The organism is Ramlibacter algicola (assembly GCF_016641735.1).
Classification (GTDB): domain Bacteria; phylum Pseudomonadota; class Gammaproteobacteria; order Burkholderiales; family Burkholderiaceae_C; genus Ramlibacter; species Ramlibacter algicola.
In genome coordinates this window covers 1,917,604-1,939,650 of sequence record NZ_JAEDAO010000001.1, presented here as the reverse complement: position 1 = coordinate 1,939,650, position 22,047 = coordinate 1,917,604, and the positions used below count along the sequence as shown (strand labels likewise).

Annotated in this window: 27 protein-coding genes and 1 pseudogene; 22 read left to right on the top strand and 6 right to left on the bottom strand. The window is 69.7% G+C overall.

The features are described from left to right. The first annotated feature begins 29 nt into the window (after nt 1-29). The 8 genes and pseudogenes from I8E28_RS20675 to I8E28_RS09440 all read left to right on the top strand — a co-directional run bounded on the left by I8E28_RS20675 (nt 30) and on the right by I8E28_RS09440 (nt 4,605). Nucleotides 30-485 (top strand): DUF4242 domain-containing protein, encoded by a 456-nt coding sequence (locus I8E28_RS20675; protein WP_239027212.1) that lies wholly within the window; start codon nt 30-32, stop codon nt 483-485. Nucleotides 486-535: 50 nt separating this feature from the next. Continuing rightward, complete coding sequence (locus I8E28_RS09470) at nt 536-919, top strand: hypothetical protein (protein WP_200787732.1); 384 nt, start codon at nt 536-538, stop codon at nt 917-919. A gap of 268 nt (nt 920-1,187) precedes the next feature. Continuing rightward, nucleotides 1,188-1,583: pseudogene (locus I8E28_RS09465) on the top strand (DUF2306 domain-containing protein); the annotation flags it as partial. A 6-nt stretch (nt 1,584-1,589) separates the two neighbouring features. Then, nucleotides 1,590-2,165, top strand: a complete 576-nt coding sequence (locus tag I8E28_RS20940; RefSeq protein WP_200790354.1) for a DUF6622 family protein — start codon at nt 1,590-1,592, stop codon at nt 2,163-2,165. A gap of 24 nt (nt 2,166-2,189) precedes the next feature. Then, the gene (locus tag I8E28_RS09455) at nt 2,190-2,480 is read left to right on the top strand and encodes a 2TM domain-containing protein (protein WP_200787731.1); all 291 of its coding nucleotides are present in this window, start codon (nt 2,190-2,192) and stop codon (nt 2,478-2,480) included. 21 nt (nt 2,481-2,501) lie between these two features. Further along, a complete protein-coding gene (locus tag I8E28_RS09450) occupies nt 2,502-2,792 on the top strand; it encodes a 2TM domain-containing protein (RefSeq protein WP_338050754.1) in 291 nt (96 codons plus the stop codon). Beyond that, nucleotides 2,789-3,829 carry a sensor histidine kinase gene (locus I8E28_RS09445; RefSeq protein ID WP_200787730.1) on the top strand — a complete coding sequence of 347 codons (1,041 nt, stop codon included), beginning with the start codon at nt 2,789-2,791 and terminating at the stop codon, nt 3,827-3,829. Before I8E28_RS09450 ends, I8E28_RS09445 begins: the two co-directional genes overlap by 4 nt. Continuing rightward, nucleotides 3,826-4,605, top strand: a complete 780-nt coding sequence (locus I8E28_RS09440; RefSeq protein WP_200787729.1) for a LytR/AlgR family response regulator transcription factor — start codon at nt 3,826-3,828, stop codon at nt 4,603-4,605. The genes I8E28_RS09445 and I8E28_RS09440 overlap by 4 nt, the downstream gene beginning before the upstream one ends. A 141-nt stretch (nt 4,606-4,746) precedes the next feature. On the opposite strand, the gene I8E28_RS09435 is transcribed toward I8E28_RS09440, so the two are convergent. Then, nucleotides 4,747-6,531 carry a thiamine pyrophosphate-requiring protein gene (locus tag I8E28_RS09435; RefSeq protein WP_200787728.1) on the bottom strand — a complete coding sequence of 595 codons (1,785 nt, stop codon included), beginning with the start codon at nt 6,529-6,531 and terminating at the stop codon, nt 4,747-4,749. A 167-nt stretch (nt 6,532-6,698) separates the two neighbouring features. Here I8E28_RS09435 and I8E28_RS09430 point away from each other — a divergent pair, with 167 nt between their 5' ends. Both I8E28_RS09430 and I8E28_RS09425 read left to right on the top strand, forming a co-directional pair. After that, nucleotides 6,699-7,862 (top strand): GNAT family N-acetyltransferase, encoded by a 1,164-nt coding sequence (locus tag I8E28_RS09430; RefSeq protein WP_200787727.1) that lies wholly within the window; start codon nt 6,699-6,701, stop codon nt 7,860-7,862. 318 nt (nt 7,863-8,180) lie between these two features. Beyond that, nucleotides 8,181-8,432 (top strand): hypothetical protein, encoded by a 252-nt coding sequence (locus I8E28_RS09425; RefSeq protein WP_200787726.1) that lies wholly within the window; start codon nt 8,181-8,183, stop codon nt 8,430-8,432. A gap of 101 nt (nt 8,433-8,533) precedes the next feature. Here the strand turns inward: I8E28_RS09425 and I8E28_RS09420 are convergent, their stop codons facing one another. Together I8E28_RS09420 and I8E28_RS09415 are read right to left on the bottom strand one after the other, a co-directional pair. Next, nucleotides 8,534-9,064: a DUF4334 domain-containing protein gene (locus tag I8E28_RS09420; RefSeq protein WP_200787725.1), complete on the bottom strand. Its 531-nt coding sequence runs from the start codon at nt 9,062-9,064 to the stop codon at nt 8,534-8,536. Beyond that, the gene (locus I8E28_RS09415) at nt 9,045-9,938 is read right to left on the bottom strand and encodes a LysR family transcriptional regulator (RefSeq protein WP_200787724.1); all 894 of its coding nucleotides are present in this window, start codon (nt 9,936-9,938) and stop codon (nt 9,045-9,047) included. The genes I8E28_RS09420 and I8E28_RS09415 overlap by 20 nt, the downstream gene beginning before the upstream one ends. 60 nt (nt 9,939-9,998) lie before the next feature. On the opposite strand from I8E28_RS09415, the gene I8E28_RS09410 reads away from it, so the two are divergent. The 4 genes from I8E28_RS09410 (at nt 9,999) to I8E28_RS09395 (ending at nt 13,228) form a co-directional block, all read left to right on the top strand. Beyond that, nucleotides 9,999-11,363: an acyclic terpene utilization AtuA family protein gene (locus tag I8E28_RS09410; protein WP_200787723.1), complete on the top strand. Its 1,365-nt coding sequence runs from the start codon at nt 9,999-10,001 to the stop codon at nt 11,361-11,363. Then, nucleotides 11,360-11,686, top strand: coding sequence for an AtuA-related protein (locus tag I8E28_RS09405; RefSeq protein ID WP_200787722.1), 327 nt, complete (start codon nt 11,360-11,362; stop codon nt 11,684-11,686). The genes I8E28_RS09410 and I8E28_RS09405 overlap by 4 nt, the downstream gene beginning before the upstream one ends. Beyond that, nucleotides 11,683-12,639, top strand: a complete 957-nt coding sequence (locus I8E28_RS09400; RefSeq protein WP_200787721.1) for a Bug family tripartite tricarboxylate transporter substrate binding protein — start codon at nt 11,683-11,685, stop codon at nt 12,637-12,639. Before I8E28_RS09405 ends, I8E28_RS09400 begins: the two co-directional genes overlap by 4 nt. A 157-nt stretch (nt 12,640-12,796) precedes the next feature. Further along, nucleotides 12,797-13,228 carry a response regulator gene (locus tag I8E28_RS09395; protein ID WP_200787720.1) on the top strand — a complete coding sequence of 144 codons (432 nt, stop codon included), beginning with the start codon at nt 12,797-12,799 and terminating at the stop codon, nt 13,226-13,228. Nucleotides 13,229-13,231: 3 nt separating this feature from the next. On the opposite strand, the gene I8E28_RS09390 is transcribed toward I8E28_RS09395, so the two are convergent. Continuing rightward, nucleotides 13,232-13,432, bottom strand: a complete 201-nt coding sequence (locus tag I8E28_RS09390; protein WP_200787719.1) for a hypothetical protein — start codon at nt 13,430-13,432, stop codon at nt 13,232-13,234. A 135-nt stretch (nt 13,433-13,567) separates the two neighbouring features. Between I8E28_RS09390 and I8E28_RS09385 the strand changes: the two genes are divergently transcribed. Together I8E28_RS09385 and I8E28_RS09380 are read left to right on the top strand one after the other, a co-directional pair. Then, on the top strand, nt 13,568-14,416 hold the full coding sequence (locus I8E28_RS09385; RefSeq protein ID WP_200787718.1) for a DODA-type extradiol aromatic ring-opening family dioxygenase: 849 nt from the start codon (nt 13,568-13,570) through the stop codon (nt 14,414-14,416). 191 nt (nt 14,417-14,607) lie between these two features. Next, on the top strand, nt 14,608-14,895 hold the full coding sequence (locus I8E28_RS09380) for a hypothetical protein (protein WP_200787717.1): 288 nt from the start codon (nt 14,608-14,610) through the stop codon (nt 14,893-14,895). A gap of 4 nt (nt 14,896-14,899) precedes the next feature. Here I8E28_RS09380 and I8E28_RS09375 read toward each other — a convergent pair whose 3' ends face one another. Continuing rightward, on the bottom strand, nt 14,900-15,715 hold the full coding sequence (locus I8E28_RS09375; RefSeq protein WP_200787716.1) for an IclR family transcriptional regulator: 816 nt from the start codon (nt 15,713-15,715) through the stop codon (nt 14,900-14,902). 105 nt (nt 15,716-15,820) lie between these two features. On the opposite strand from I8E28_RS09375, the gene I8E28_RS09370 reads away from it, so the two are divergent. The 6 genes from I8E28_RS09370 to I8E28_RS20855 all read left to right on the top strand — a co-directional run bounded on the left by I8E28_RS09370 (nt 15,821) and on the right by I8E28_RS20855 (nt 21,522). Next, entirely contained in the window at nt 15,821-16,807 is a 987-nt protein-coding gene (locus tag I8E28_RS09370; protein WP_338050821.1) for a TRAP transporter substrate-binding protein, read from the top strand. Continuing rightward, nucleotides 16,804-17,262, top strand: a complete 459-nt coding sequence (locus I8E28_RS09365) for a type II 3-dehydroquinate dehydratase (RefSeq protein WP_338050752.1) — start codon at nt 16,804-16,806, stop codon at nt 17,260-17,262. Before I8E28_RS09370 ends, I8E28_RS09365 begins: the two co-directional genes overlap by 4 nt. Beyond that, nucleotides 17,262-17,774, top strand: coding sequence for a TRAP transporter small permease (locus I8E28_RS09360; protein ID WP_200787715.1), 513 nt, complete (start codon nt 17,262-17,264; stop codon nt 17,772-17,774). Before I8E28_RS09365 ends, I8E28_RS09360 begins: the two co-directional genes overlap by 1 nt. Beyond that, the gene (locus I8E28_RS09355) at nt 17,771-19,048 is read left to right on the top strand and encodes a TRAP transporter large permease subunit (RefSeq protein WP_200787714.1); all 1,278 of its coding nucleotides are present in this window, start codon (nt 17,771-17,773) and stop codon (nt 19,046-19,048) included. Before I8E28_RS09360 ends, I8E28_RS09355 begins: the two co-directional genes overlap by 4 nt. Nucleotides 19,049-19,051: 3 nt before the next feature. Continuing rightward, a complete protein-coding gene (locus I8E28_RS09350; protein WP_200787713.1) occupies nt 19,052-19,705 on the top strand; it encodes a DUF4286 family protein in 654 nt (217 codons plus the stop codon). Between the two features lie 314 nt (nt 19,706-20,019). Continuing rightward, complete coding sequence (locus I8E28_RS20855) at nt 20,020-21,522, top strand: hypothetical protein (RefSeq protein WP_200787712.1); 1,503 nt, start codon at nt 20,020-20,022, stop codon at nt 21,520-21,522. Between the two features lie 148 nt (nt 21,523-21,670). Here the strand turns inward: I8E28_RS20855 and I8E28_RS09340 are convergent, their stop codons facing one another. Then, on the bottom strand, nt 21,671-22,006 hold the full coding sequence (locus I8E28_RS09340; RefSeq protein ID WP_200787711.1) for a virulence factor: 336 nt from the start codon (nt 22,004-22,006) through the stop codon (nt 21,671-21,673). Nucleotides 22,007-22,047 lie beyond the last annotated feature (41 nt).

The following is a 22,047-nucleotide window of genomic DNA, read 5'->3' as shown; positions in this document are numbered from 1 at the left end:
CACACCGTCCCCTCCCGGAGCCAGACGCCATGCACCGCACCACCTCGTCCGTCCTCGCCTTCGCCGCCACCGTCGCCGCGGCCGTGCAGGCCACCGCGCTGATCGCGCAGCAGGCGCCCGCGGACGAGCTGGCTTTGATTTCCCTGCCGCTGACCGGCGATTTCCCTGCCCCCACCCACCCTTCCAACCAGGAGAGCTTCATGCCCCGATTCGTCATCGAACGCGACATCCCCCACCTCGGCCAATGGACGCCGACGGACCTGCAGGCGGCATCCCGCACCTCGTGCGGCGTGCTGCAGGCGATGGGTCCGCAGGTGCAGTGGGTGCACAGCTACGTCACCGGCGACAAGATGTACTGCGTGTACCAGGCCGCCGACGAGGAGCTCGTGCGCGAGCACGCGCGCCGCGGCGGCTTCCCGGCCAATGCCGTGAACCGAATCCTGTCGGTCATCGACCCGACCACCGCCGAGACGCAGCCGGCCTGAACCGGCGTCGTCCCACCCTTCCACCACCCCCATCACCCAGCGAGGTCACCATGCAAGTCCGCTTCTTTTCCATTGCCGCCGCCCTGCTCGCCAGCTCGGCTTCGTTCACCGGCTCCATCCGCGCCGCCGACCGCGCCACCGTCCACCAGGAGGCGGTGATCGCCGCCCACAGCATGGTGGGCTACGGCGAGTTCGGCCCCGCGCTCGCGCAGCCGCAGCGGGTGTCGGCGTCCGAGCGCGCCGAAGCCCGCGCCGCCCGCCGCGAGGCCGGTTCGCAGGCCGCCCGCTTCGTGCGCTACGGCGACGTCGAAATCGCCGCGCCCGCCCGGCCGGCAACGCCGTCCATGGTCACCGTGTCCGAGCGCCGCACCGAAACCCGCCGCGCCAACCTGGCCGGCGAGCTGGGCGGCACGGGGGAGATGGGCAGGTTCTGAGGGCGGGATCGCTCCGCTCCCCTTTCACTCGACACAGAGGACGCAGAGGAGGAGAGAGGACACGGAGGAAACCGGGAAAGGGTTCCTCTGGGTCCTCTCTCTTTTCTCTGCGTCCTCTGCGTTGAGTCCCCGCGGGCGAGCGAAGCGGAGACCGCATTTCGCGCCCCGCCGCCTGCATTTCGCTCCCCCACCCCTCCGTTTCGTCTCCGCCGCATGGCGGCCGGCCACCCCCGCCGGCACAGTCCGCTCCATCGCCAGGAGCCACGCCATGCAACTCACCCCCACCATCGCCGTCCACATGACCGCCGCGCTCGGCGCGCTGGCCCTCGGGCCGGTCGCGCTCTGGGCGCGGCTGGGCCGCCAGCAGCGACCGCGCCTGCACCGCGCCGTCGGGTTCACCTGGGTCGCGCTGATGCTCGTCACCGCCATCTCGGCCCTGTTCATCCGCGACTTCCGCCTGCCCAACATCGCGGGCTACACGCCGATCCACCTGCTGGTGCCGTTCACGCTGTTCTCGCTGGTGGGCGCGTTCCATGCGCTGGCCAAGGGCAACATCCGGGCGCACCGCGGCCGCATGCAGAAGCTGTACATCGGTGCGTGCCTGGTCGCCGGTGCCTTCACGCTGCTGCCGGGCCGCTACCTCGGCGACCTGCTGTGGAGCCACGTCGCGATGCCGGACCTGCTGGCGTCGTCCGCGCTGGTCCAGCTGCTGTCCAAGCACCCGCAAGCGTTCGGCCAGATCCTGCGCGGCACGCCGACCTGGGTCGGGGGCCTGCTCGCCGGCCTGGTCGTGCTCGGCGCGACCCAGCTGCGTGCCCGCAACGTCGGCGCGCTGCGCACCGCCCTGGTCCCGGTCGGGATGCTGGCCTTCTCCGCCTCGGGCATGGTCGGCGCCTTCGCGTCCTCGCACCTGTTCACCGAAGTGCTCTCGGCCTGGATCGGCGTCGCCGGCCTCGTCGCGCTGGCCTTCCTGCCCGGCATGCCCAACGCGAGCTACGACGCCGCGCGCCGCCAGTTCCACGTGCCCGGCAGCGTGCTGCCGCTCCTGATGATCGTCGGCATCTTCCTGGTGAAGTGGGCCGTCGGCGTCGAGCTGGCCCTGGCGCCGCAACGCGTGCAGGACGGCAGCTTCGTGCTCGCGATTGCCTGCACCTACGGCGTGTTCAACGGGCTGTTCGCCGGCCGCGCGCTGCGCCTGGCCAAGCTGGTGCGCACGCCCGCCGCTCCCGTTGCCGCCGCCGCCTGAACCCACCCACGCAAGGAGACCGCCATGACCACCGCTGCCTGGACCACCGACCCCGAGATCGAACGCATCGCCCGCCGCCGCGCCGCCGCGCGCCTCGGCTGGATCGTGCACGCGACCATCTTCCTGCTGGTCAACGGATTCAGCCTCGCCATCGCGAGCTACACCGGCCGGCATGGCATCGGCTTCGGTGCGCTGGGCTGGGCCTTCGGCCTCGCCATGCATGGCCTGGGCGTCTACTTGTACGGCGGCGGCCTGCTCGATCGCATGGCGCGCGCCGAGCGTGCCCGCCTGCTGTCGCAGCGCGACCCCTGGTAAGCGCCCCCTAGAATCGACCGCGTGCCGACACCGATGAGCCCCGACGAGATCGACCGCCTCGCGCGCAAGCGCGCCGGCGCCAAGCTGGGGTTCTACGGGCACCTGGCGGTCTACACCGCGGTGAACCTGTTCCTGTACGCGTCGTCGGTCCTGGGCCACCGGTCCTGGAGCCCGTTCCCCTTGCTCGGTTGGGGGCTGGGCCTGGTGCTGCACGGCATCAGCGTGTTCCTCATCGGCAGTGGCAGCAGCCTGCGCGAGCGCATGGTCGAACGCGAGCGCGAACGGCTCAAGCGCGAGCGCGGCGGGCCATGAGGGTCGACTGGCTCACCAAGCTGCAGCACTTCCTGCAGACGGTCGCCTTCTGCCTCGCGGTCGCGGCGATCCAGGTCGGCTTCAGGCCGGCCACGGCCTGGGCCCCCACGGTCGCCTTCTCGCTGTGCATCGGGCTGACCACCTGGGGCATCGTCGACATCGGCCGCCACGTGCTGCCCTCGGCGCGGGAGACGGGCTGGCCACCGGGCCTGAAAGGCTTCGCGCTGGTGGTCGTGGGCATCACCGCGGGCTTCGTGCTGGGCGTGCCGATGGGTGACGCCTTCTCGCGCGGCCTGGGCCTGTACCCCGCCGGCGTGCGCGTGACGGTCGACTACCGCAGCGCTTTCCTCATCACGCTGCTGGCCGGCATGGCCGGCACCTACTACTTCTACAGCCGCAGCCGCAGCAGCTACCTGGAGCGCAAGGTCGGCGAAGCGCAGCAGCACGCCGACGAGGCGCGGCTGAAGCTGCTGGAGACGCAGCTCGAGCCGCACATGCTGTTCAACACGCTGGCCAACCTGCGCGTGCTGATCGGCGTCGACCCCACGCGTGCGCAGCTGATGCTCGACCACATGATCGCGTACCTGCGCGCCACGCTCGACGCGTCGCGCACGCCGGTGCATTCGCTGCAGCAGGAGTTCGACCGCCTGCGCGACTACCTCGCGCTGATGGCCATCCGCATGGGGCCGCGCCTCGCCTACGAGCTGCAGCTGCCCGACACGCTGGCGCAGGTCCGCGTGCCGACGCTGCTGCTGCAGCCGCTGGTGGAGAACGCGATCAAGCATGGCCTCGAGCCGCAGGTCGCGGGCGGCCGCCTCACGGTGAGCGCGCGCGAGGACCACGGCACGCTGCGCCTCGAGGTGCGCGACACCGGCGCCGGTCCCGGCGACACCGCGACGGCCGGCTCGGGCTTCGGCCTCGAACAGGTCCGCGAGCGCATCCGCACCGTCTACGGCCCGCGCGCCTCGCTGCAGTTGCAGGCGGCGTCGCCGACGGGCACCGACGTGATCCTCACCTTGCCCTGGGAGCACGCATGACCACCGCGCTGATCGCCGAGGACGAACCGCTGCTCGCGCTGGCGCTGCGGCAGGAACTGGCCCAGGCCTGGCCCGAGCTGCAGGTCGTCGCCAGCGTGGGCGACGGCGAATCCGCCGTGCGCGAGGCGCTCGCGCAGCGGCCCGACGTGCTGTTCTTCGACATCCGCATGCCCGGCCAGGGCGGGCTGGATGCGGCGGCGGACCTCGCCGATGCCTGGCCCCACGACACGCCCTTCCCCGCGCTCGTGTTCGTCACCGCCTACGACCAGTACGCGGTGCAAGCGTTCGAGACCCAGGCGGTCGACTACGTGCTGAAGCCCGTGCAGCCGCAGCGCCTGGCCCGCACCGTGGCGAAGGTGAAGGACGTGCTGGCCAGGCGCACCGGTCCGCAAGGACTCGACACCGCCGTGGAGCAGTTGCGCCACCTGCTGGCCGCGCCGCGCGCCGCCGCGCCGCTGCAGGTGATCCAGGCCAGCGTCGGCAGCAGCATCCGCATGGTGCCGATCGGCGAGGTGCTGGTGTTCGAGGCGGCCGACAAGTACGTGCGCGTGCTCGTCGACGGCCACGAGTACCTCATTCGGACGCCCCTGAAGGACCTGCTGCCGCAGCTGGACGCGCAGCAGTTCTGGCAGGTGCACCGCGGCACCGTCGTGCGCGCCACGGCGATCGAGTCGGTCACGCGCGACGAGGCCGGCAAGCTGCACCTCACGGTGCGCGGCCGGCCCGAGCGGCTGCCGGTGAGCCGGCTCTACGCGCATTTGTTCAAGGCGATGTGATCGCGGGCGCCGGGGCCGGGCGTTCTCCGTCATTCCCGCGAAGGCGGGAATCCATCGCTCCCGCCTCCAGCCGTCCGATGAAAGCGATGGGTCCCCGCCTCCGCGGGGACGACGAAGCAGTTGCACCGCGCGGGATGCCGATCAGCCCCGCAGCCCCGCCCACCACTCGCGCGCCGTCTTCTTCAGCACCTGCAGCGCCTCGGGGTCGCCGTTGCGCAGCGCGCTGAAGAACGACGTCGCCTGCTTCACCGTCACGTGCGGTGGCACGAAGGGCACGTTGGGGTCGGCGATGACGTCGATGACGCAAGGCCGGTCCGACGAGAAGGCCTCCTCGAGCGCCAGCGACACCTGCTCGGGGCGGTCGATGCGGATGCCGGCCAGGCCCAGCATCCGGGCGTAATCGGCGTACGGGAAGTTCGGCAGCAGCTGCGAATCGTCGAAGCGCGGGGAGCCATCCATCGCGCGCTGCTCCCAGGTGACCATGTTCAGGTCGCCGTTGTTCAACACCAGGACCACTATCCGCGGGTCGTCCCACTGCTGCCAGCGCTCGGCCATGGTGATCAGCGCGTTGAGGCCGATCATCTGCATCGCCCCATCGCCCAGCAGCGCGACGACCGGCCGCTTCGGATGCGCGAGCTTGGCGGCCATCGCGTACGGCATCGCGCAGCCCATGGACGCAAGGCCGCCGGACACGGAGCCCATCATCCCGCTGCGGAACTTCAGGTCGCGCGCGTACCAGGCCGCGCTGGTACCCGAGTCGCAGCAGACGATGGCATCGTCGGGCAGCCGCGGCGACAGCTCCCAGTACACGCGCTGCGGGTTGATCGGGCGCGCGTCGGTCATCGCGCGCTCCTCCATCACCTTCCACCACTTGGCGACGCCCGCCTCGACCTGCTGGCGCCACGCGCCGTTGTCCTTGGGCTGCAACAGCGGCAGCAGGGCCTGCAGCGTGAGCTTGCTGTCGCCCACGAGGTTCACTTCCATCGGGTAGCGCAGGCCCAGCCGCCGGTTGTCCAGGTCGATCTGCACGCCGCGCGCCTGGCCTTCCTTGGGCAGGAACTCCGAGTAGGGGAAGCTCGAGCCGACCATCAGCAGCGTGTCGCACTCGTCCATCAGCTCCCAGCTGGGCTGCGTTCCGAGCAGGCCGACGGAGCCTGTGACGAAAGGCAGGTCGTCTGGCACCGCGGCCTTGCCCAGCAGCGCCTTCGCGATGCCGGCGCCCAGGCAGTTGGCGACTTCCACCAGCTCGGCGCCCGCATGCAGCGCCCCGGCGCCGGCGAGGATCGCGATCTTCTGCCCCGCGTTGAGGATGTCCGCCGCCGCTTGCAGCGATGCCGTGTCGGGCACGCTGCGCTCGGCGGTCAGGCCGATGCCGCTGTGCACCGTGCCGTGCTCGCGCGGCGGTGCCTCCACCGCCTCTTCCTCCTGCAGGTCGTGCGGCACGATCACGCAGGTGACGGTGCGCTGGTCGCGCGCGATGCGCATCGCCCGATCCACGAGGTGGCGCACCTGGCCCGGCACGGTGGCCAGATGCACGTACTCGTGCGCGACGTCCTTGAACAGCGAGGTGAGGTCCACCTCCTGCTGGTAGTCGCCGCCGAGCGCGGTGCGGGCCTGCTGGCCCACGATCGCGACCACGGGCTGGTGGTCGGCCTTCGCGTCGTACAGGCCATTGAGCAGGTGGATCGCCCCGGGCCCCGACGTCGCCATGCACACGCCCACCTCGCCGGTGAACTTGGCATGCGCGCAGGCCATGAAGGCCGCGAGTTCCTCGTGCCGCGTCTGCACGAACTGCATGCGGTCGCCCTGGCGCGCGAACGCGCCCATGAGCCCGTTGATGCCGTCGCCGGGATAGCCGAACACGCGCCGCACGCCCCAGGCATGCAGGCGCTCGAGAATCTGGTCGCCCACAGTCTTGCTTGGCATCGATGCAGCTTAGGAACGCGACCACACGCGACGCGTCGGCCACACGGGAAGCGCGCTGTCGGACGGAAACGCCCCCGGCAATGCACTGTCACGAATCTGGTCTTTTGAACCACCTCTGTGTCACGGCCGAGCAGACACTGGCGTGCCACACACAGGTGCCCACCACGATGCAGTTCCGCTGGGAGGTGTCACTCAGGACACTGGTTTTCGTTTCCTTCATCCTCGTGCTCGGCTGCGATTTGCTCGCCGAGCAACTCGCCTCGCATGGCGTGCCGGTGGAAGCCGCGCTGCTCGGATCGGCGAGGTGGGTCGGGCGCAACGTCGCGCCCTCGTTCGCGCCGTTCGAGCCGATGGCCCTGCGCGCCGATGGACCGGCGCCGGTGGCCGCGAACGACGCCAATGCCGGTCCCACCGTGTTCCACGAGCCTTGGTGGCTGGATGCGGCCGCTCCCGGCGGCTGGGATGGGGTCTCGCTCGAGGAAGGTGGGCGCACCGTCGCCTGGTGGCCGTACGCGATCGCGCGCCACCGCGGCTTCCTCGTCAGCCGCATGCCGCCGTTGGCGCACCTGCTGGGCCCGACGTTCGACGACGCGTCGACGTCGCCCAAGCACCGCTGGCTGCGCCGCATGGACGCGGTGGCCGACCTGGCCGGGCGGTTGCCGCGCGTCTGGGCTTTCTCGCAGACTTGCCAGCCCGGGATCACCGACGCCATCGGCTTCCAGGCGGCCGGCTTTTCCTGCGCGACCCAGTTCAGTGCCGAGATCGGTCCGGGCGACGTGGATGGCGCGTGGAAGCGCCTGCGTGACAAGACGCGCAACGTGATCCGGCGTGCGCAGGAGGCACTGGTCGTCGAGGACCTCGTCGACGTCGACGAATTCATCGGGTTCTACCGGCACAACCTGTCCGCCGCGGGCCGCACCAGCTACTACGACGCCGCGCGCATCCGGGCCTGCTACGACGCCGCGGCGCGCCGGGGGCAAGCGGTGATCCGGGCGGCGCGATGCGAATCGGGCGCGCTCGCGGCCGCCGTGTTCTTCCTGCGCGACCAGGCGCGGCTGTGGTACTTCCTGTCGACACGGGCGCCCGACAAATCGGGCAATGGCGGCGTGAGCCTGCTGGTCTGGGACGGCATCCAGGCCGCCGCGACGTCGGGCCTGACCTTCGATCTCGATGGCATCGCCAGTTCGGGCGCGGCGCGCTTCTACGCCGGCTTCGGCGCGGACATTCGGCCGCGCTACGCGATCCATCGCCAGCATCCGGCCTACGCGCTGTGGACCACGGCCATCGACGCGGTGCTCGGCACGGCGCGCAATCCCTTCACCGCCCCCTGAGAGGCATCGGCCGACAAGGAATGCGGCTCCGTCCTACAGGCAATACGCTGCCCCTGCGGTTTACTGGCAGCCAATCACCCCGACTCCTCTGAGTCCCCTCCTCCTCCGGGGTGAGCTGGTCCGGCCCTCCGTCCCGCGACTGGCATGTTGCCCCCAGGCTCATCCCTGGGGGCTCTTTTTTGTGCGCCTGCTTTTCGTCGCCATGTAGGAGCAACGCGACAAGACATCTTTCTCCTACCCGCGCGACGGAAGGTCTTTGACTCGCAGGGTCGGAGGGGGCGGGCATCGAAGGGTTGGTGCGAGCGGTACGTTAGGTCCATGACAAGGCCGGATTTCGACCGGCTGCGCAACATGGCCCGCGACGATTCCCGCCCACCCCGAGACCCCGAGCGCAAGCGCCCCGCCGCTTCGCCGGGGCCCAGCCGCAGTTCGCAACGCGGCGGGGCACCGATCCGTGGCCGCAGCGGCTACGGTGTCGAAAGCATCCGGCCGCACCTGCGCGCGCAGATCGAGTACCAGAAGCTCTGGCGGCCGACGTTCCCGCCGGAGGCGGATGAGCCGGAGGAGTGATCGTTGTCGTTGTGCGGCGCTGGCGCACCTTCGTGTGGATTGCGGGTCGAGCCCGCAATGAACAAGGGAAGTTCGCCCGCAAAGACAACCACCAGTGCGGGTCACACCGGCGATGACGACCGCTTGAGCACGAAGAACAGCGGCGGCTCGACACCCCGGCAATCCATCATCCCCAGCAACGTATCGCGGTCCAGCCGGCGCAACGCGTCCTGGATCGGTACGCGGTCGTAGACGATCGTCGCGGTCACCACGCCGCGGTGCTCCATCTGCCTCAGCCGCGCTTGCGGTTGCCTCGTCGCGACCAACGGGAAGAGCACTCGCGCGATCCGGCCCAGGACCTTCAGCTGCGGCCAGCGCATGACGAGCCGGCTGCCCAGCAGCGCACCGGACGGCCGGATCGCACGCACGCCCAGCCAGGTCGACATCACGAGCGGCTGCACGCGCTCGGCGCCATCGAACCGCTTGCCGAGCCAGCCGCACGCCTCCAGCAACCCGTCGAGCGGATGCCCGGTGGGGAATCCCTCGCCGCGCCAGAAACCTTCGAGCTCACGACCGTCAACACGCGGGAGCGAGTCGAACAGAGCCAGCGCCTCCGCGGCGCTGCGCCCTCGCCTATCGGTGCCGTCGTGCATGCTCGACCACCGCCTCGACCATCGCGCGCGCGGCCGCCGACAGCGCCTTGCCCTTGCGCCGCGCCAGCAGGATGGGCCGGCGCAGCACCGCATCGCGGATGGGCACATGCGCGAGGCCCGCCCGTTCGAAGTGGAACAGCGTCAACTCGGGCACGACGCTCACGCCCAACCCCTGCGCGACAAGCGCCGCGACGGTGGCAAGGTGCTCGACCTCCAGCGCACCCGGTGCCGCCGCGACGCCGGCCGCTTCGATGTGCTGCCGCACGCTGCTGCCACGCGCCAGGTGAACCAGCGGCTCACCCCGCAGCTGGGCCAGGCCGAGACTGCGCCGCTTCGCCAGCGCATGATCGCGCGGGCAGACAAGGTGGAAGCGTTCGCTTCGCAACTCGACGACGTCGAACTCCCGCAGGTCGCCACCGGCGGTGATCGCGATGTCGACGCGCCCTTCGCGCAGCAGCGCGAGCCCGCCACCGGCGAGCGCGTCGAAGAGTTCGACGCGGATGTTGGGGTGGGCCGCGCGGTACTTCGCGATCACCTGGGGCATCCAGACCGCGGCCACTGAAGGCAGCGCCGCGACCGCGACCTTGCCGACGTGCCGCGTCGCGAGTTCGTGCAGGTGCGCCAGCGCGTGCTGCAGGTCGGCCTGGATGCGCCGCACCTCGTCTGCGAACACCTCGCCTTCGGGCGTCGGCGCGACGTGGCGCGTGGACCGCTCGAACAACGCCACGCCGGCGGTCTTCTCGATGCGAGCGATCTTCTGGCTGAAGGCGCTCTGCGACAGGTGGCAGCGCTCGGCGGCGCGCGTGAAGTGCTGCGTCTCCACGAGGGCGAGGAACGCCTCGATGTCGCGGGCCGAGAGATTGATCGATGCCATCGATGAAACGATTCGATCTTTCCATTGTACGGATGCGGGGTGCGCGACTATGGTGCGCCCATGACGCAGAAAAGCGCACTCCACATCGGGTGCGGCGCCGGGTTCTCCGGCGATCGCTGGGACGCGGCCGTCCCGGTCGTGCGCACGCTGCGTGCGACAGGCGGCCCCGCGGTGCTGATGTTCGAGACGCTGGCCGAGCGCACGCTCGCGCTCGCGCAGTTGCAGCGCCGTGCGAATCCGGACAGCGGCTGGGAGCCGTCGCTCGATCGATTCGTGGCGCCGGTGCTGCGCGATTGCGTCGAGGCCGGCATCCCCATCGTCGGCAACTTCGGTGCCGCGAATCCGCAAGGGGCCGCCAGGCACCTGCAGCAAGTCGCGCAGCGGCTCGGCCTGCAACCGCTGCGCATCGCGGTCATCGGCGGCGACGACCTGCTGGCCGCCTTGCCGGCCGGGCAGCTCGATGCACTGCTGCCCGCCTCGCTGCGCGGCCGGTCGCTCGTCAGCGCCAACGCCTACCTCGGCGCCGCCGAGATCGCGCAGGCCTTGCGTGCGGGCGCGCAAGTCGTCGTCACGGGTCGCGTCGCCGACCCGGCGCTGGCGCTCGGCCCGATCCTGGCCCACTTCGACTGGTCGCTGGACGACTGGGACCGCCTCGCCTGCGGCACCATGGCCGGCCACCTGCTCGAATGCGGCGCGCAGGTCACGGGCGGCTACTTCGCCGACCCGGGCGTGAAGGACGTGCCGGACGTCGCCAACGCGGGCTTCCCGATCGTGGAGATGCACGGCGACGGCAGCTTCGTCGTCACCAAGGCGGATGGCACGGGCGGCTGCGTCGACCGGCGCACCGTCACCGAACAACTGCTGTACGAAATCCACGACCCTGCCGCCTACCTGACGCCCGACGTCGTCGCCGACATCTCGCAGGCCGAGTTGTCCGAGGACGGCCCCGATCGCATCCGCGTGACGGGCGTGCGCGGCGCGCCCCGGCCGCCGACGCTCAAGGCCACCGTGTGCCACGAAGGCGGCTGGCTGGCCGAAGGCGAGATTTCGTACGCGGGACCGAATGCCGCCGCGCGCGCCAGGCTCGCCGCCGACATCGTCCGCGAGCGCCTGCGCGCGCAAGGCCACGGCCAGTTGCCGCTGCGCGCGGATCTCATCGGCGTGACGAGCGTGTTCGCCGACGATGCCGGCCGCTGGTGGGACTCGCACACGGCGCCCGCGAGCGACGACGTGCGCCTGCGCATCGCTGCGGCGAGCGACGAGCGCTCGATCGCCGACCTGGTCGCGCGCGAAGTGCTCGCCCTCTACACCTGCGGCCCCGCCGGCGGCGGTGGCGTGCGCACCCACATCACGCCGCGGTTGTCCAGCGAATCGTGCTTCGTCCCGCGCGAGTGGCTGCAGCCGCAGTGGAGCTTCGCGGCATGAGCACCGTCCTGCTGCACACCCTGGCCCACGCACGCACCGGCGACAAGGGCAACCGGTCGTCGATCAGCCTCGTCGCGTTCGACGCGAAGCACTGGCCCCTGCTGGTCGAGCACGTGACCGAGGATCGCGTCGCGCAGCTGTTCGCGTACCGCAAGCCCACTGCCGTGCGGCGCTACCTGCTGCCCAAGCTGCATGCGATGAACTTCGTGCTGGACGACGTGCTCGATGGCGGCGTCAACGGCTCGCTCAATCTCGACAGCCACGGCAAGAGCCTCTCGGGGCTGCTGCTATCCCTCACCATTCCAACGGAGACAACGCCATGAACCGACGCCACCTGCTTGCCGCCTCGATCGCGCTCGCCCTGCCCCTTGCGGCCTGGGCCGACTACCCGGAGAAGCCGATCACCTTCATCGTGCCCTTCGCGGCCGGCAGCGCGACCGACCAGCTGGCGCGCGCGTTGGGCCAGGCCTTGACCAACGAGGTGAAGCAGCCGGTGGTGATCGACAACAAGCCGGGCGCCAATGCGTTCATCGGCGCACAGGCCGCGGCCAAGGCGCCCAACGACGGCTACACGGTGTTCATCACGACGAACACCACGCACGCCGCGAACGAGCACCTGTTCAAGAAGCTGCCCTACGACCCGGTGAAGGATTTCGAGCCGGTCGCGCTGCTGTCCAAGGGCGGGCAGATCCTGGTGGTGAACAACGGCGTGCCCGCGTCCAACGTCGGCGAACTCGTGAAGCTGGCCAAGTCGCAGCCGGGCAAGCTGTCGTTTGGCTACGGCTCGTCGTCCAGCCGCATCGCTGGAGAGATGTTCAAGCAGATGACGTCCACCGACATCCTGAGCGTCCCGTACAAGAGCAACCCGCCCGCGGTGACCGACCTGATCGGCGGCCAGATCACCATGATGATCACCGACATGGCCACCGGCCTGCCGCAGGTGAAGGCGGGCAAGGTGAAGGCGCTGGGCGTGTCGACGTCCAAGCGCATCTCGCTGGCGCCGGACGTGCCGACGATCAGCGAGGCCGGCGTGAAGGGCTACGAGATGACGTTCTGGTTCGCGGCGTACGTGCCTGCCGGTACGCCCGCGCCCATCGTCGCGCACCTGAACGAGATGCTGAGCCGCGCGAACAAGAGCCAGACCGTGGCGAACTTCTACGCGCAGAGCGGCTTCGAGACCCTGGGCGGCTCACCCGACGACCTGCGCAAGTTCCAGGCCGCCGAGTCGGACAAATGGCGCAAGATCATCTCGAGCGCGAACATCGAGAAGGAATGATGCAGCTTCGTCGTCCCCGCGAAGGCGGGGACCCATCGCTTCCGCGAGGCGATGTCGAAGACGGAAGCGTTGGATTCCCGCCTTCGCGGGAATGACGGCCCGCCTCCGCGGGAACGACGGAGAGTGAGTTGTTGGGTTGCTCCCCCGCCTCACCCCCGTGCAACTCCCCCACCGCCGCGTTGGAGGTCTTCCCCCTCGCGCCTACATCCTGGTCGCGGACGATCACGCGGACATCGCGGACAACATGGCGTTGCTGCTGGAGCTGGACGGGCACAGCGTCAGCATCGCGCACGACGGCCGCGCTGCCTACGAACTGGCCAGGAGCGCCCACTTCGACGCGGCCCTGCTCGACATCGGGATGCCGCACCTCAGCGGCGTGCAGGTCGCCGAGGCCCTGCGCAACGCGGGCTCGGGCATGTTGCTCATCGCCTGCACCGGCTACGGCCGCATCGCGGACGTGCAGGCCGGGCTGCGCGCCGGCTTCGACCATTACCTGGTCAAGCCGGTCGAGTACGGGGATGTGGCTGCGCTGCTGGCGGGGCGCCACGGCGCGATGGAACACGCACCGGGAGCGCCCGCGGGCGTGTAAACGTCAGGCGGCTTCGGAGCCGGCCTGGCCCAGCGCGAAGACGGAGTTGGGGATGCGCGCAGCAAGCTGGCGCGGCGAATCGTTGAGCCAGCGGCGGCGGCTCTTTTCCTCGGGGGTCAGGACGTCCACGTCGCGCGTGGCGGCTTCTTCTTCGCCCTCGACGGCCGTGACATGCAGGATGCTGCTGGTGAATGCGTTCGACATGTAGGAATCATCCGACATTCGAAGCTCTGCCGGAGTAAAGACCCGTAGCGCGCGGGCGCGGGGCTGGATACGCGGGCGCGAACCTGCTAAGGGCCGCCTCACCCAAGCCCTTCAGCGAAAGAGGATCATCACGGCATGACCTCCGCCCGCATGCCCACCTTTTTCCTGTCGCACGGCGGCGGCCCGTGGCCGTTCATGGACGGCCCGTGGCGCGATCGCTGTGCCTGGCTCGAACGCTCGCTGGTCGACATTCCGCAGCATCTGCCGCAGCGGCCGAGCGCGGTGCTCGTCGTGTCGGGACACTGGGAGGAGCCGGAGTTCACCGTGTCGTCGGGCGAGCACCCGGGCATGGAGTACGACTACTACGGCTTCCCGCAGGAGATGTATTCGATCCGCTATCCGGCGCCCGGCTCACCCGGACTGGCGCAGCGCACGCAGCAACTCCTGGCGCAAGCTGGCTGGGACGCGAAGAGCGATGCGCAACGCGGCTTCGACCACGGCACCTTCAGCCTGATGAAGGTGATGTACCCCGATGCGGACGTGCCGGTAGTGCAGCTGTCGCTGAAGGCGACGCTCGACCCCGACGAACACTTCCGCGCGGGGGAGGCGATCGCGCCGCTGCGCGACGAAGGCGTCCTGGTCATCGGCAGTGGCCTGAGCTACCACAACCTGCGCGCGTTCGGCCCCGCGGGCGAGCAGCCGTCGGCGTCGTTCGATGCGTGGCTGCGCACCGTGATGGGCGAACCGGATCCGCGGAAGCGGCGGCAGCAGCTCGCGCACTGGCAGCAAGCGCCGGGGGCAAGGGCGTCGCATCCGCGGGAGGATCACTTGCTGCCGCTGCATGTGGTCGCTGGTGCGGCGGGCGATGAGCCCGCGACGTGCGTGTACGGCGAGCTGTTCGCGGGTGCGCTGGCGGTGAGCAGCTGGCGGTTCAGCACGGACACGGAACCGAGTTCGTTCGATCGGCGCGCGTTTGCGTCTTGACAAGACGGACGTTGTCATTGCGGGCTTGACCCGCAATCCATTGCCGATCAGGCATGGGTTCCGGCTTTCGCCGGAATGACAGCGCTCTCCGTCGTCCCCGCGAAGGCGGGACCCATCGCTTCCACGAGGCGACGTCGAAGACGGAAGCGCTGGATTCCCGCCTCCGCGGGAATGACGGAGAGGGAGTAGCCATGGACCAGATGCAGCAACACCAGCCCGTCGCCCGCACGGACCTCCTCACGCGCACGCTTCCCGTGCTATCCATCGTCACGATGGCCATGACCGTGCCGCAGGTCTGGGCCGTGTGGGTGCAAGGGCAGACGGCGGGCGTGTCGATCCTGTCCTGGGGCGCCTACTTCGTGTCTGCCTGCCTATGGTTGGCCGACGGCCTGCGCAAGGGGCAGAAGACGATCTGGGTCGCGTGCATCGGCTGGGTGCTGCTCGATGGCGCCGTGGTGCTCGGGGTGCTGCTGCACTGAGCGCTCACCGCATCCGGGCGCGCTTCTGGAACAGCGGCGTGTTCGCCGCCGCCACCGCCAGTTCGGCCGTCGCGGCGAGCAGCGGGCGCGACAACTCCTGCATGCGCTGCGCCGACAGCCGCATCAATGGCCCCGCGATCGTCAGCACGCCGAGCGTCTCGCCACTGCGGTTGGTCAGCGGCGCCGCCATGGCGGTCATGCCCGGCGCGTACTGCTCCACGATCATCGACCAGCCGCGCTTGCGATCCTCCTCCAGGATCTTGAACAGCGCCTTGTAGGTGGTCGGCGCCTTCGGCCCGTACTCCGCCGGACGGCCGAAGCCCTGGCGCGCGACCAGTTCCGTCGCGCGTTCCTCGCCCAGCGACATCAGCCACGCATGCCCGCCCGCGCTGCACGACAGGCGCACGTCGATGCCCATGTCGGGGTCGTAGCGCAGGCCCGCGCGCGCGCCCTGCGCCTTGGCGACGAAGGTGAGCCGATCGCCATCGACCAGGGCGAGCCGCACCAATTCGCCCGACGTCGATGCCAGGCGCTCGATCACCGGCGTCGCGATGTCGACGATGCCGGCGCCGCCGAAGAAGCTCAGGCCCAACGCGGGCAGCTTGGTGGTCAATGCATACTCGCCGCGCTCGCTCACCTGCCGCACGTAGCCGCACCGCTGCAGGTCGGCCAGCAGGCGATGGCAACCGCTGCGCGGCACGTCGAGGTCGTCGGCGAGGTCCGCCAGCGCCATGCCCTCCGGCTGCTGCGCGAGCGTCTCGAAGATGCGCACCACCCGTTCCACCGTGCTCGCCGGAGCGCCTGCTTCTCGATTCGTCATATGAAATTGAATTCCGGGCCGGAATGCCGTTCTGCCCCTGAACCCATGATGCCCGAACTTGCCACGACAACGGAGACAACCGTGAAGACCTTCGTCACCCGCGCGATCGCGATCGCCGCCGCCGGCCTGCTGGCCACCACCGCCACCTTCGCGCAGGACGTGCAGGAGCGCACGATCAAGTTCGGCCACTTGAACAACACCGACCACCCGGTGAGCCTGGGCGTCAAGAAGTTCGCCGAAGTGCTCGCGGCCAAGAGCGGCGGCAAGCTGAAGGTGCAGGAGTTCCCGTCCAACCAGCTGGGCAACGAACTGCAGCAGCAGTCGGCGCTGCAAGGCGGCGTGCAGGAGATGAGCGCACCGGCCACCACGTCGCTGGCCGGCATCGTCAAGGAGTTCGGCCTCGTCGACTTCCCGTTCGCCGTCTCCAGCTATGCGCAGGCCGATGCCCTGCTCGACGGCCCGTTCGGCCAGGCCCTGCTGGCCAAGCTGCCGGAGAAGGGCCTGGTCTCGCTCGGCTACTGGGACCTGGGCTTCCGCAACGTCACCAACAGCAAGCGCCCGATCACCAAGCCCGAAGACCTCGACGGGCTGAAGATCCGCGTGATCCCCAACCCCGTGTTCCTCGACACCTTCAAGGCGTTCCACGCCAACCCGGTGCCGATGCCCTTCGCCGAGCTGTATGGCGCGCTGGAATCGAAGGCGGTCGACGGCCAGGAAAACCCGTTCGCGGTGATCCTGTCGAACAAGTTCTACGAAGTGAACAAGTACGTCAGCGCCACCAACCACGTGTACGCCGCGAACATCATCCTGGTGTCGAAGAAGTTCTGGGACAGGCTGTCGCCCACCGAGCAGAAGATGATGCACGACGCCGCCAACGAAGCGCGCGGCTACCAGCGCCAGGTCAGCCGCGCGGCCGCGCAGAAGGCCGTGGGCGAGCTGCAGGCCAAGGGCATGCAGTACAACGAGGTGAGCCCCGCCGAGCAGGCCCGCATGCGCGCCATCGCCAAGCCGGTCACCGACAAGTTCGCCGCCAGCTACGACCCCGCGATCGTCAAGCTGTACCAGTCCGAGCTGGCCAAGGGCGCGAAGTGAGCGGACGTCCCCTGATCCTGGTGCTGCACGGGCCGAACCTGAACCTGTTCGGCCGCCGCGAGCCGCATATCTACGGCACCACCACGCTGGCGCAGATCAACGACAAGCTGGTGGCGCTGGGCGCGGAGCTGGGCGTGGAGCTGCAGATCTTCCAGAGCAACCACGAAGGCGTGCTGGTCGACAAGTTCCACGAGTACATGGACAGCGCCGCCGGCGCGCTGCTCAACCCCGCGGGCCTGACGCAGCACGGCGTGTCGCTGCACGACGCGATCAAGGCGATGCCATTCCCGGTGCTCGAGATCCACATGAGCAACATCGCGGCGCGGGAGGAGTGGCGCACCCACTCCATCATCTCGCCTGCCGTGAAGGCGACGATCCAGGGACTGGGCTGGCGCTCGTACACCATGGGCCTGCGCGCGCTGGCCGAGATGGTGGGCGAGCCCAAGGCCGCCTGATGGACAAGCTGCTGCGCGGCTACTGCCGGCTGCTGGAGGTGCTGATCGCCGCCTGCCTGGCGACGATGGTGCTGCTGGTGTTCGGCAACGTGGTGCTGCGCTACGCCTTCAACTCGGGCATCACGGTGTCCGAGGAGATCTCGCGCTGGCTGTTCGTGTGGCTCACGTTCCTGGGCGGCGTCGTGGCGCTGCACGAACACGCGCACCTGGGCACCGAGATCCTCGTGTCCAAGCTGGGCGTGGCCGGCAAGAAGGCCTGCCTGGTGGGCGCCTACGCGCTGATGCTCCTCATGTGCTGGATGCTGTTCAGCGGCGCGCTCGCGCAAACGAAGATCAACTGGGACGTGTCCGCGCCTTCGAGCGGGGCGTCGATGGCGTGGTTCTATGCCGTGGGCCTGGTGTTCGGCGTGTCCGCCGGCGCGGTGCTGCTCAACGACCTGTTCAAGGTGCTCACCGGCCGCGTGAGCGAAGACCAGCTGATCATGGTCAAGGAATCCGAGGACCAGAAGTGACGATCCTCATCTTCGTCGGATCGCTGCTGGCCGCGATGGCCATCGGCATCCCGATCTCGTTCGCCCTGCTGGTCTGCGGCGCCTCGCTGATGTGGAGCATGGACATGCTCGACACGCAGATCCTCGCGCAGAACCTGATCAACGGCGCCGACAGCTACCCACTGCTGGCCGTGCCCTTCTTCCTGCTCGCCGGCGAGGTCATGAACCAGGGCGGCCTGTCGCGGCGCATCGTCAACGTGGCGCTGTACCTGGTCGGCCACATCAAGGGCGGCCTGGGCTACGTGACCATCGTCGCCGCCTGCCTGCTGGCGGCGCTGTCCGGGTCCGCCATCGCGGACGCCGCGGCGCTGTCGACGCTGCTGCTGCCGATGATGGTGGCGGCCGGCCACGACAAGGCGCGGTCCGCCGGCCTGATCGCGTCGGCCGGCATCGTGGCGCCGGTGTTCCCGCCGTCGATCGGCTTCGTCGTCTTCGGCGTCGCCGCCAACGTGTCGATCTCCAAGCTGTTCTTCGCGGGCATCTTCCCCGGGATCATGCTGGCCGCGTCGATCTGGGTCGTGTGGTGGTGGATGGCGCGCACCGAGACCATCGAATCGCCGCCGCGCAAGTCGCTGCGCGAAGTGCTCGGCGCGGTGCGCGACGCCGCGTGGGCGCTGGTGCTGCCGTTCATCATCATCGTCGGCCTGAAGATGGGCGTGTTCACGCCTACGGAGGCTGGTGTCGTGGCCGCCGTCTATGCGCTGTTCGTCTCGACGGTGATCTACAAGGAGCTGAAATTCTCGGAGCTGTACCGCGTCTTCGTGGCGGCCGCCCGGACCAGCTCGGTGGTGATGTTCCTGGTGGCGGCCGCGGCGGTCAGCGCCTGGCTGATCACGGTGGCGAACATCCCGGCGCAAGTGGTCGCGATGCTGCAGCCGCTGCTGGACAGCCCCAAGCTGCTGATGATGGCCATCATGGTGCTGGTGATGATCGTCGGCACCGCGATGGACATGACGCCGACGATCCTGATCCTGACGCCGGTGCTGATGCCGCTGGTGAAGGCGGCGGGCATCGACCCGATCTACTTCGGCGTGCTGTTCATGATCAACAACGCCATCGGCCTGATCACGCCGCCGGTGGGCGTGGTGCTGAACACGGTGGCCGGCGCGGGCAAGGTGAGCATGGACGCGGTGACACGCGGCGTGGTTCCGTTCATGATCGCGCAGTTCATCCTGATGTTCCTGATGGTCCTGTTCCCCAAGCTGGTCCTGGTGCCGGCGCACTGGTTCTACTGACGCATGGCCCTCGCCGGCAGCGCCGCGCTCGCGATGTGGTGGGACATGGCGCCCGCGATGCGCGCCGAGTTCGAGCACTGGCACACGCACGAGCACTTCCCCGAGCGGCTGGCCCTGCCCGGCTTCCTGCGCGGCTCGCGCTGGGGCAGCGCTGACGGCGGCGACGGCTTCTTCATCCTGTACGAGACGGACACGCTCGACGCGTTGACGTCGCCGGAGTACTTGGCGCGCCTGAACGCGCCGACGCCGTGGTCGACCCAGCTGATGCCGCACCACCGCAACATGGTGCGCACGCTGTGCAACGTGGTGGCGAGCCATGGGGCGGGGGTGGCGGGGCATGCGTGCACGGTGCGGTTCACGGTCGCAGCGGATCGCGAAGCGCAAGTGCAGGCGCCGCTGGCGGCGAAGCTGGCGTTGCTCGCGATGCAGGCAGGTGTCGCCGGTGCGCACTTGCTGCGTTCCGGGGTCGCAGCCCCGAAAACGGCTGAGCAAGCGATCCGCGGCAACGCGGATCAGGCTGCAGACTGGATCGTGCTGGTGACCGGCTACGACCTCGAAGCCGTGCGCCAGGCCGCTGCAGCGCTCGTCCGCGAGCCGGGCGCCGTCGTGCAACTGCACTCGCTCGCGCTGAGCATGGCGGCGGGGGACACCCGCTAGCGGGAAGCGGTGGATTCCCGCCTTCGCAGGAATGACGGCAGGCTCCGTCGTCCCAGCGGAGGCGGGGACCCACCGCATCCACTTCGAGACCGCAGGAACGACGCAGTCGGTTCGCGGGAATGACGGCGCGCCCGCGCAACGCAAACCTGCACCCAGGCGTGTGTTGTGCAACAGGCTGCTGAGCGCTGCGCTGACGCACTCCTCTCTCTGTACGACCGTGCGCCGGCGCACATCGCGCGCAGGTGAACGGTTACGCCACGCTCGCGTTCGCGCCTCCTACGCTCTCTCTGCAGTAGCAAAACAGGGAGCGTCAAATGAAGTCCATCCGCTTGGGCGTCGCCTGCACGTGGGCCGTGTTCCTGGCCGCTTGCGGCGGCGGCGGTGGTGGTGGCAGCAGCGAGACGGTGAGCGCCGCGCCGCCGCCATCGAACACGACAGCAGCGCCCAGTGCAGCCGGGACGCCCGCCGCAGCGGCACCCGCGCCGACCAGCGCGCCGACACCCGCTGGCAGCGGCGCGCCTGCGCCGGCTCCCTCCACCGCACCCGCGCCAGCCCCGACCGACGCACCCGCTCCCGCCCCCGCACCGACATCGGCGCCGGCACCGACCCCTGCACCGACCCCCGCGCCGACGCCCGCCCCCGCACCTGTCGTCTCGCTCGCTGCCGAGTTCGCACCGATCGTGGTCGCGCAGGTGCCGGCGGCGTCCAGCGCCTTCACGCGCAACGCCACCTCGATCGCGCGGCTGGCCAATGGCGGCGCCGTCGTCGGCTGGGGCGCCAACGGCGCCCTGGCGGTGCGGATCGTGGCGGCCGACGGCACGCCGCAGCGGCAGATCGACATCCCGGCCACGCGGCCGATCCAGATGTCGCTGGTGGCCCTGGCGGGGGGCGGTTGGGCCGCGGTGTGGCTGGAGGAGACCCAGAAGCCCGTCAGCCAGATGAGCACGCCCTACTCGCTGCGCTTGCGCGTGTACGAGGCCAATGGCGACCTGCGCCGCGACACGGTCGAAGTCACCGGCGCCGGCGTCCTGTACTGGTCCCTCAGTGCACCCTCCGTCGTCGCGACCCCGGATGGCGGATTCGCCGTCGGCTGGTCGGGGCGTCCGTTGATCGTGACACCCTATTGGGCTTACATGCGGCGGTACGACGCCAGCGGCAATGCCATCGGCGCGCAGTTCCAGTCGTCGCCTGCCGAATACAGCGCGAAGCTCGCGGCACTGCCTGACGGGAGCCTCGTCCTCGCATCCACCACGTCCGAAAGCGGCAACGTGATCCTGCGCCGCTTCGATGCCGCCACCGGCCTGGCCACGCCGCCGGTGCCGGTGACAGGCACCGAGACATCCGCCCCGTCGTTCATGCGGTACGAGATCACGGGCCTGCCCGACGGCAACATCGCCCTCGCGTGGGCGAAGGCCGGCTACAACGAGTCGTTCAGCAGCGCGACGGCCCAGGCCCTCAGCTCGCTGGGCGTGCCGCTGTCGCCACTCGTCCCGATCACGACGACGGAGCCGCAGATCGACTCGTTCAGCATCGTTGCGCAAGGGAACGGCTACGCGGTCCTGCCGCAGGCCTTCATCGGGTTCAACCGCGGCTCGTTCGCTCGCCTGGGCGAGGTGCAGGTCGCGCCGGGCGGCACGGCAAGTGCGTACCGGCTGCTGATGACGGCGTCGACCTCCAGCGTGAGCCCCACCACTGGCGCGACGACCGGTCCTGCGGTGCCGGGCTTTGCGGTCACAGCCAACGGGCCGGACCACGTGATGGCCGCCTACGAGAGCGGCACCAGCAGCGGCGCGGAAGTGGTGCTGGAGGGGCGTTGAGGGCCACAGGCCTTGTCATTCCGGCGAACGCCGGAATCCATTCCCATGCGGCGGCTGGCGCTCCAAAAAAAATCCCCCGGTGGCGCCTTCGCCGGCCGGGGGGAGCTTGGAGAGACTCGTACTGCAGTCTCGGTCAACGGAGATCGGTTCAGCGACGGTGGCCGCCGTGGTGGTGATGGCGGTGGCCCCCCCCTCCGTAGTAGCCGGCGCCAATGACCACGGCCGGCTGGCTGTAGTACGTGACGGCGGGCGGGTACACCATCTGCGGCTGCGTGTAGACGACCTGCGGCTGCGCGTACACGTTGGGCACGTACACGGTCTGGGGCTGCACGTACACAGGCGCGGGCTGCACGTACACCGGTGCGGCATACATCGGCACGTTGACGCCCACGGAGAAATTGACGTGGCCGCCAGCGTGCGCGGCGCCTGAAGCCAGCGTGGCGGCACCCACGATGGCGGCTGCAACGAACGGACGGAACGGCATGGCTGAAATCTCCTGAAGCGAATCCGCGAGACTGGAAACGC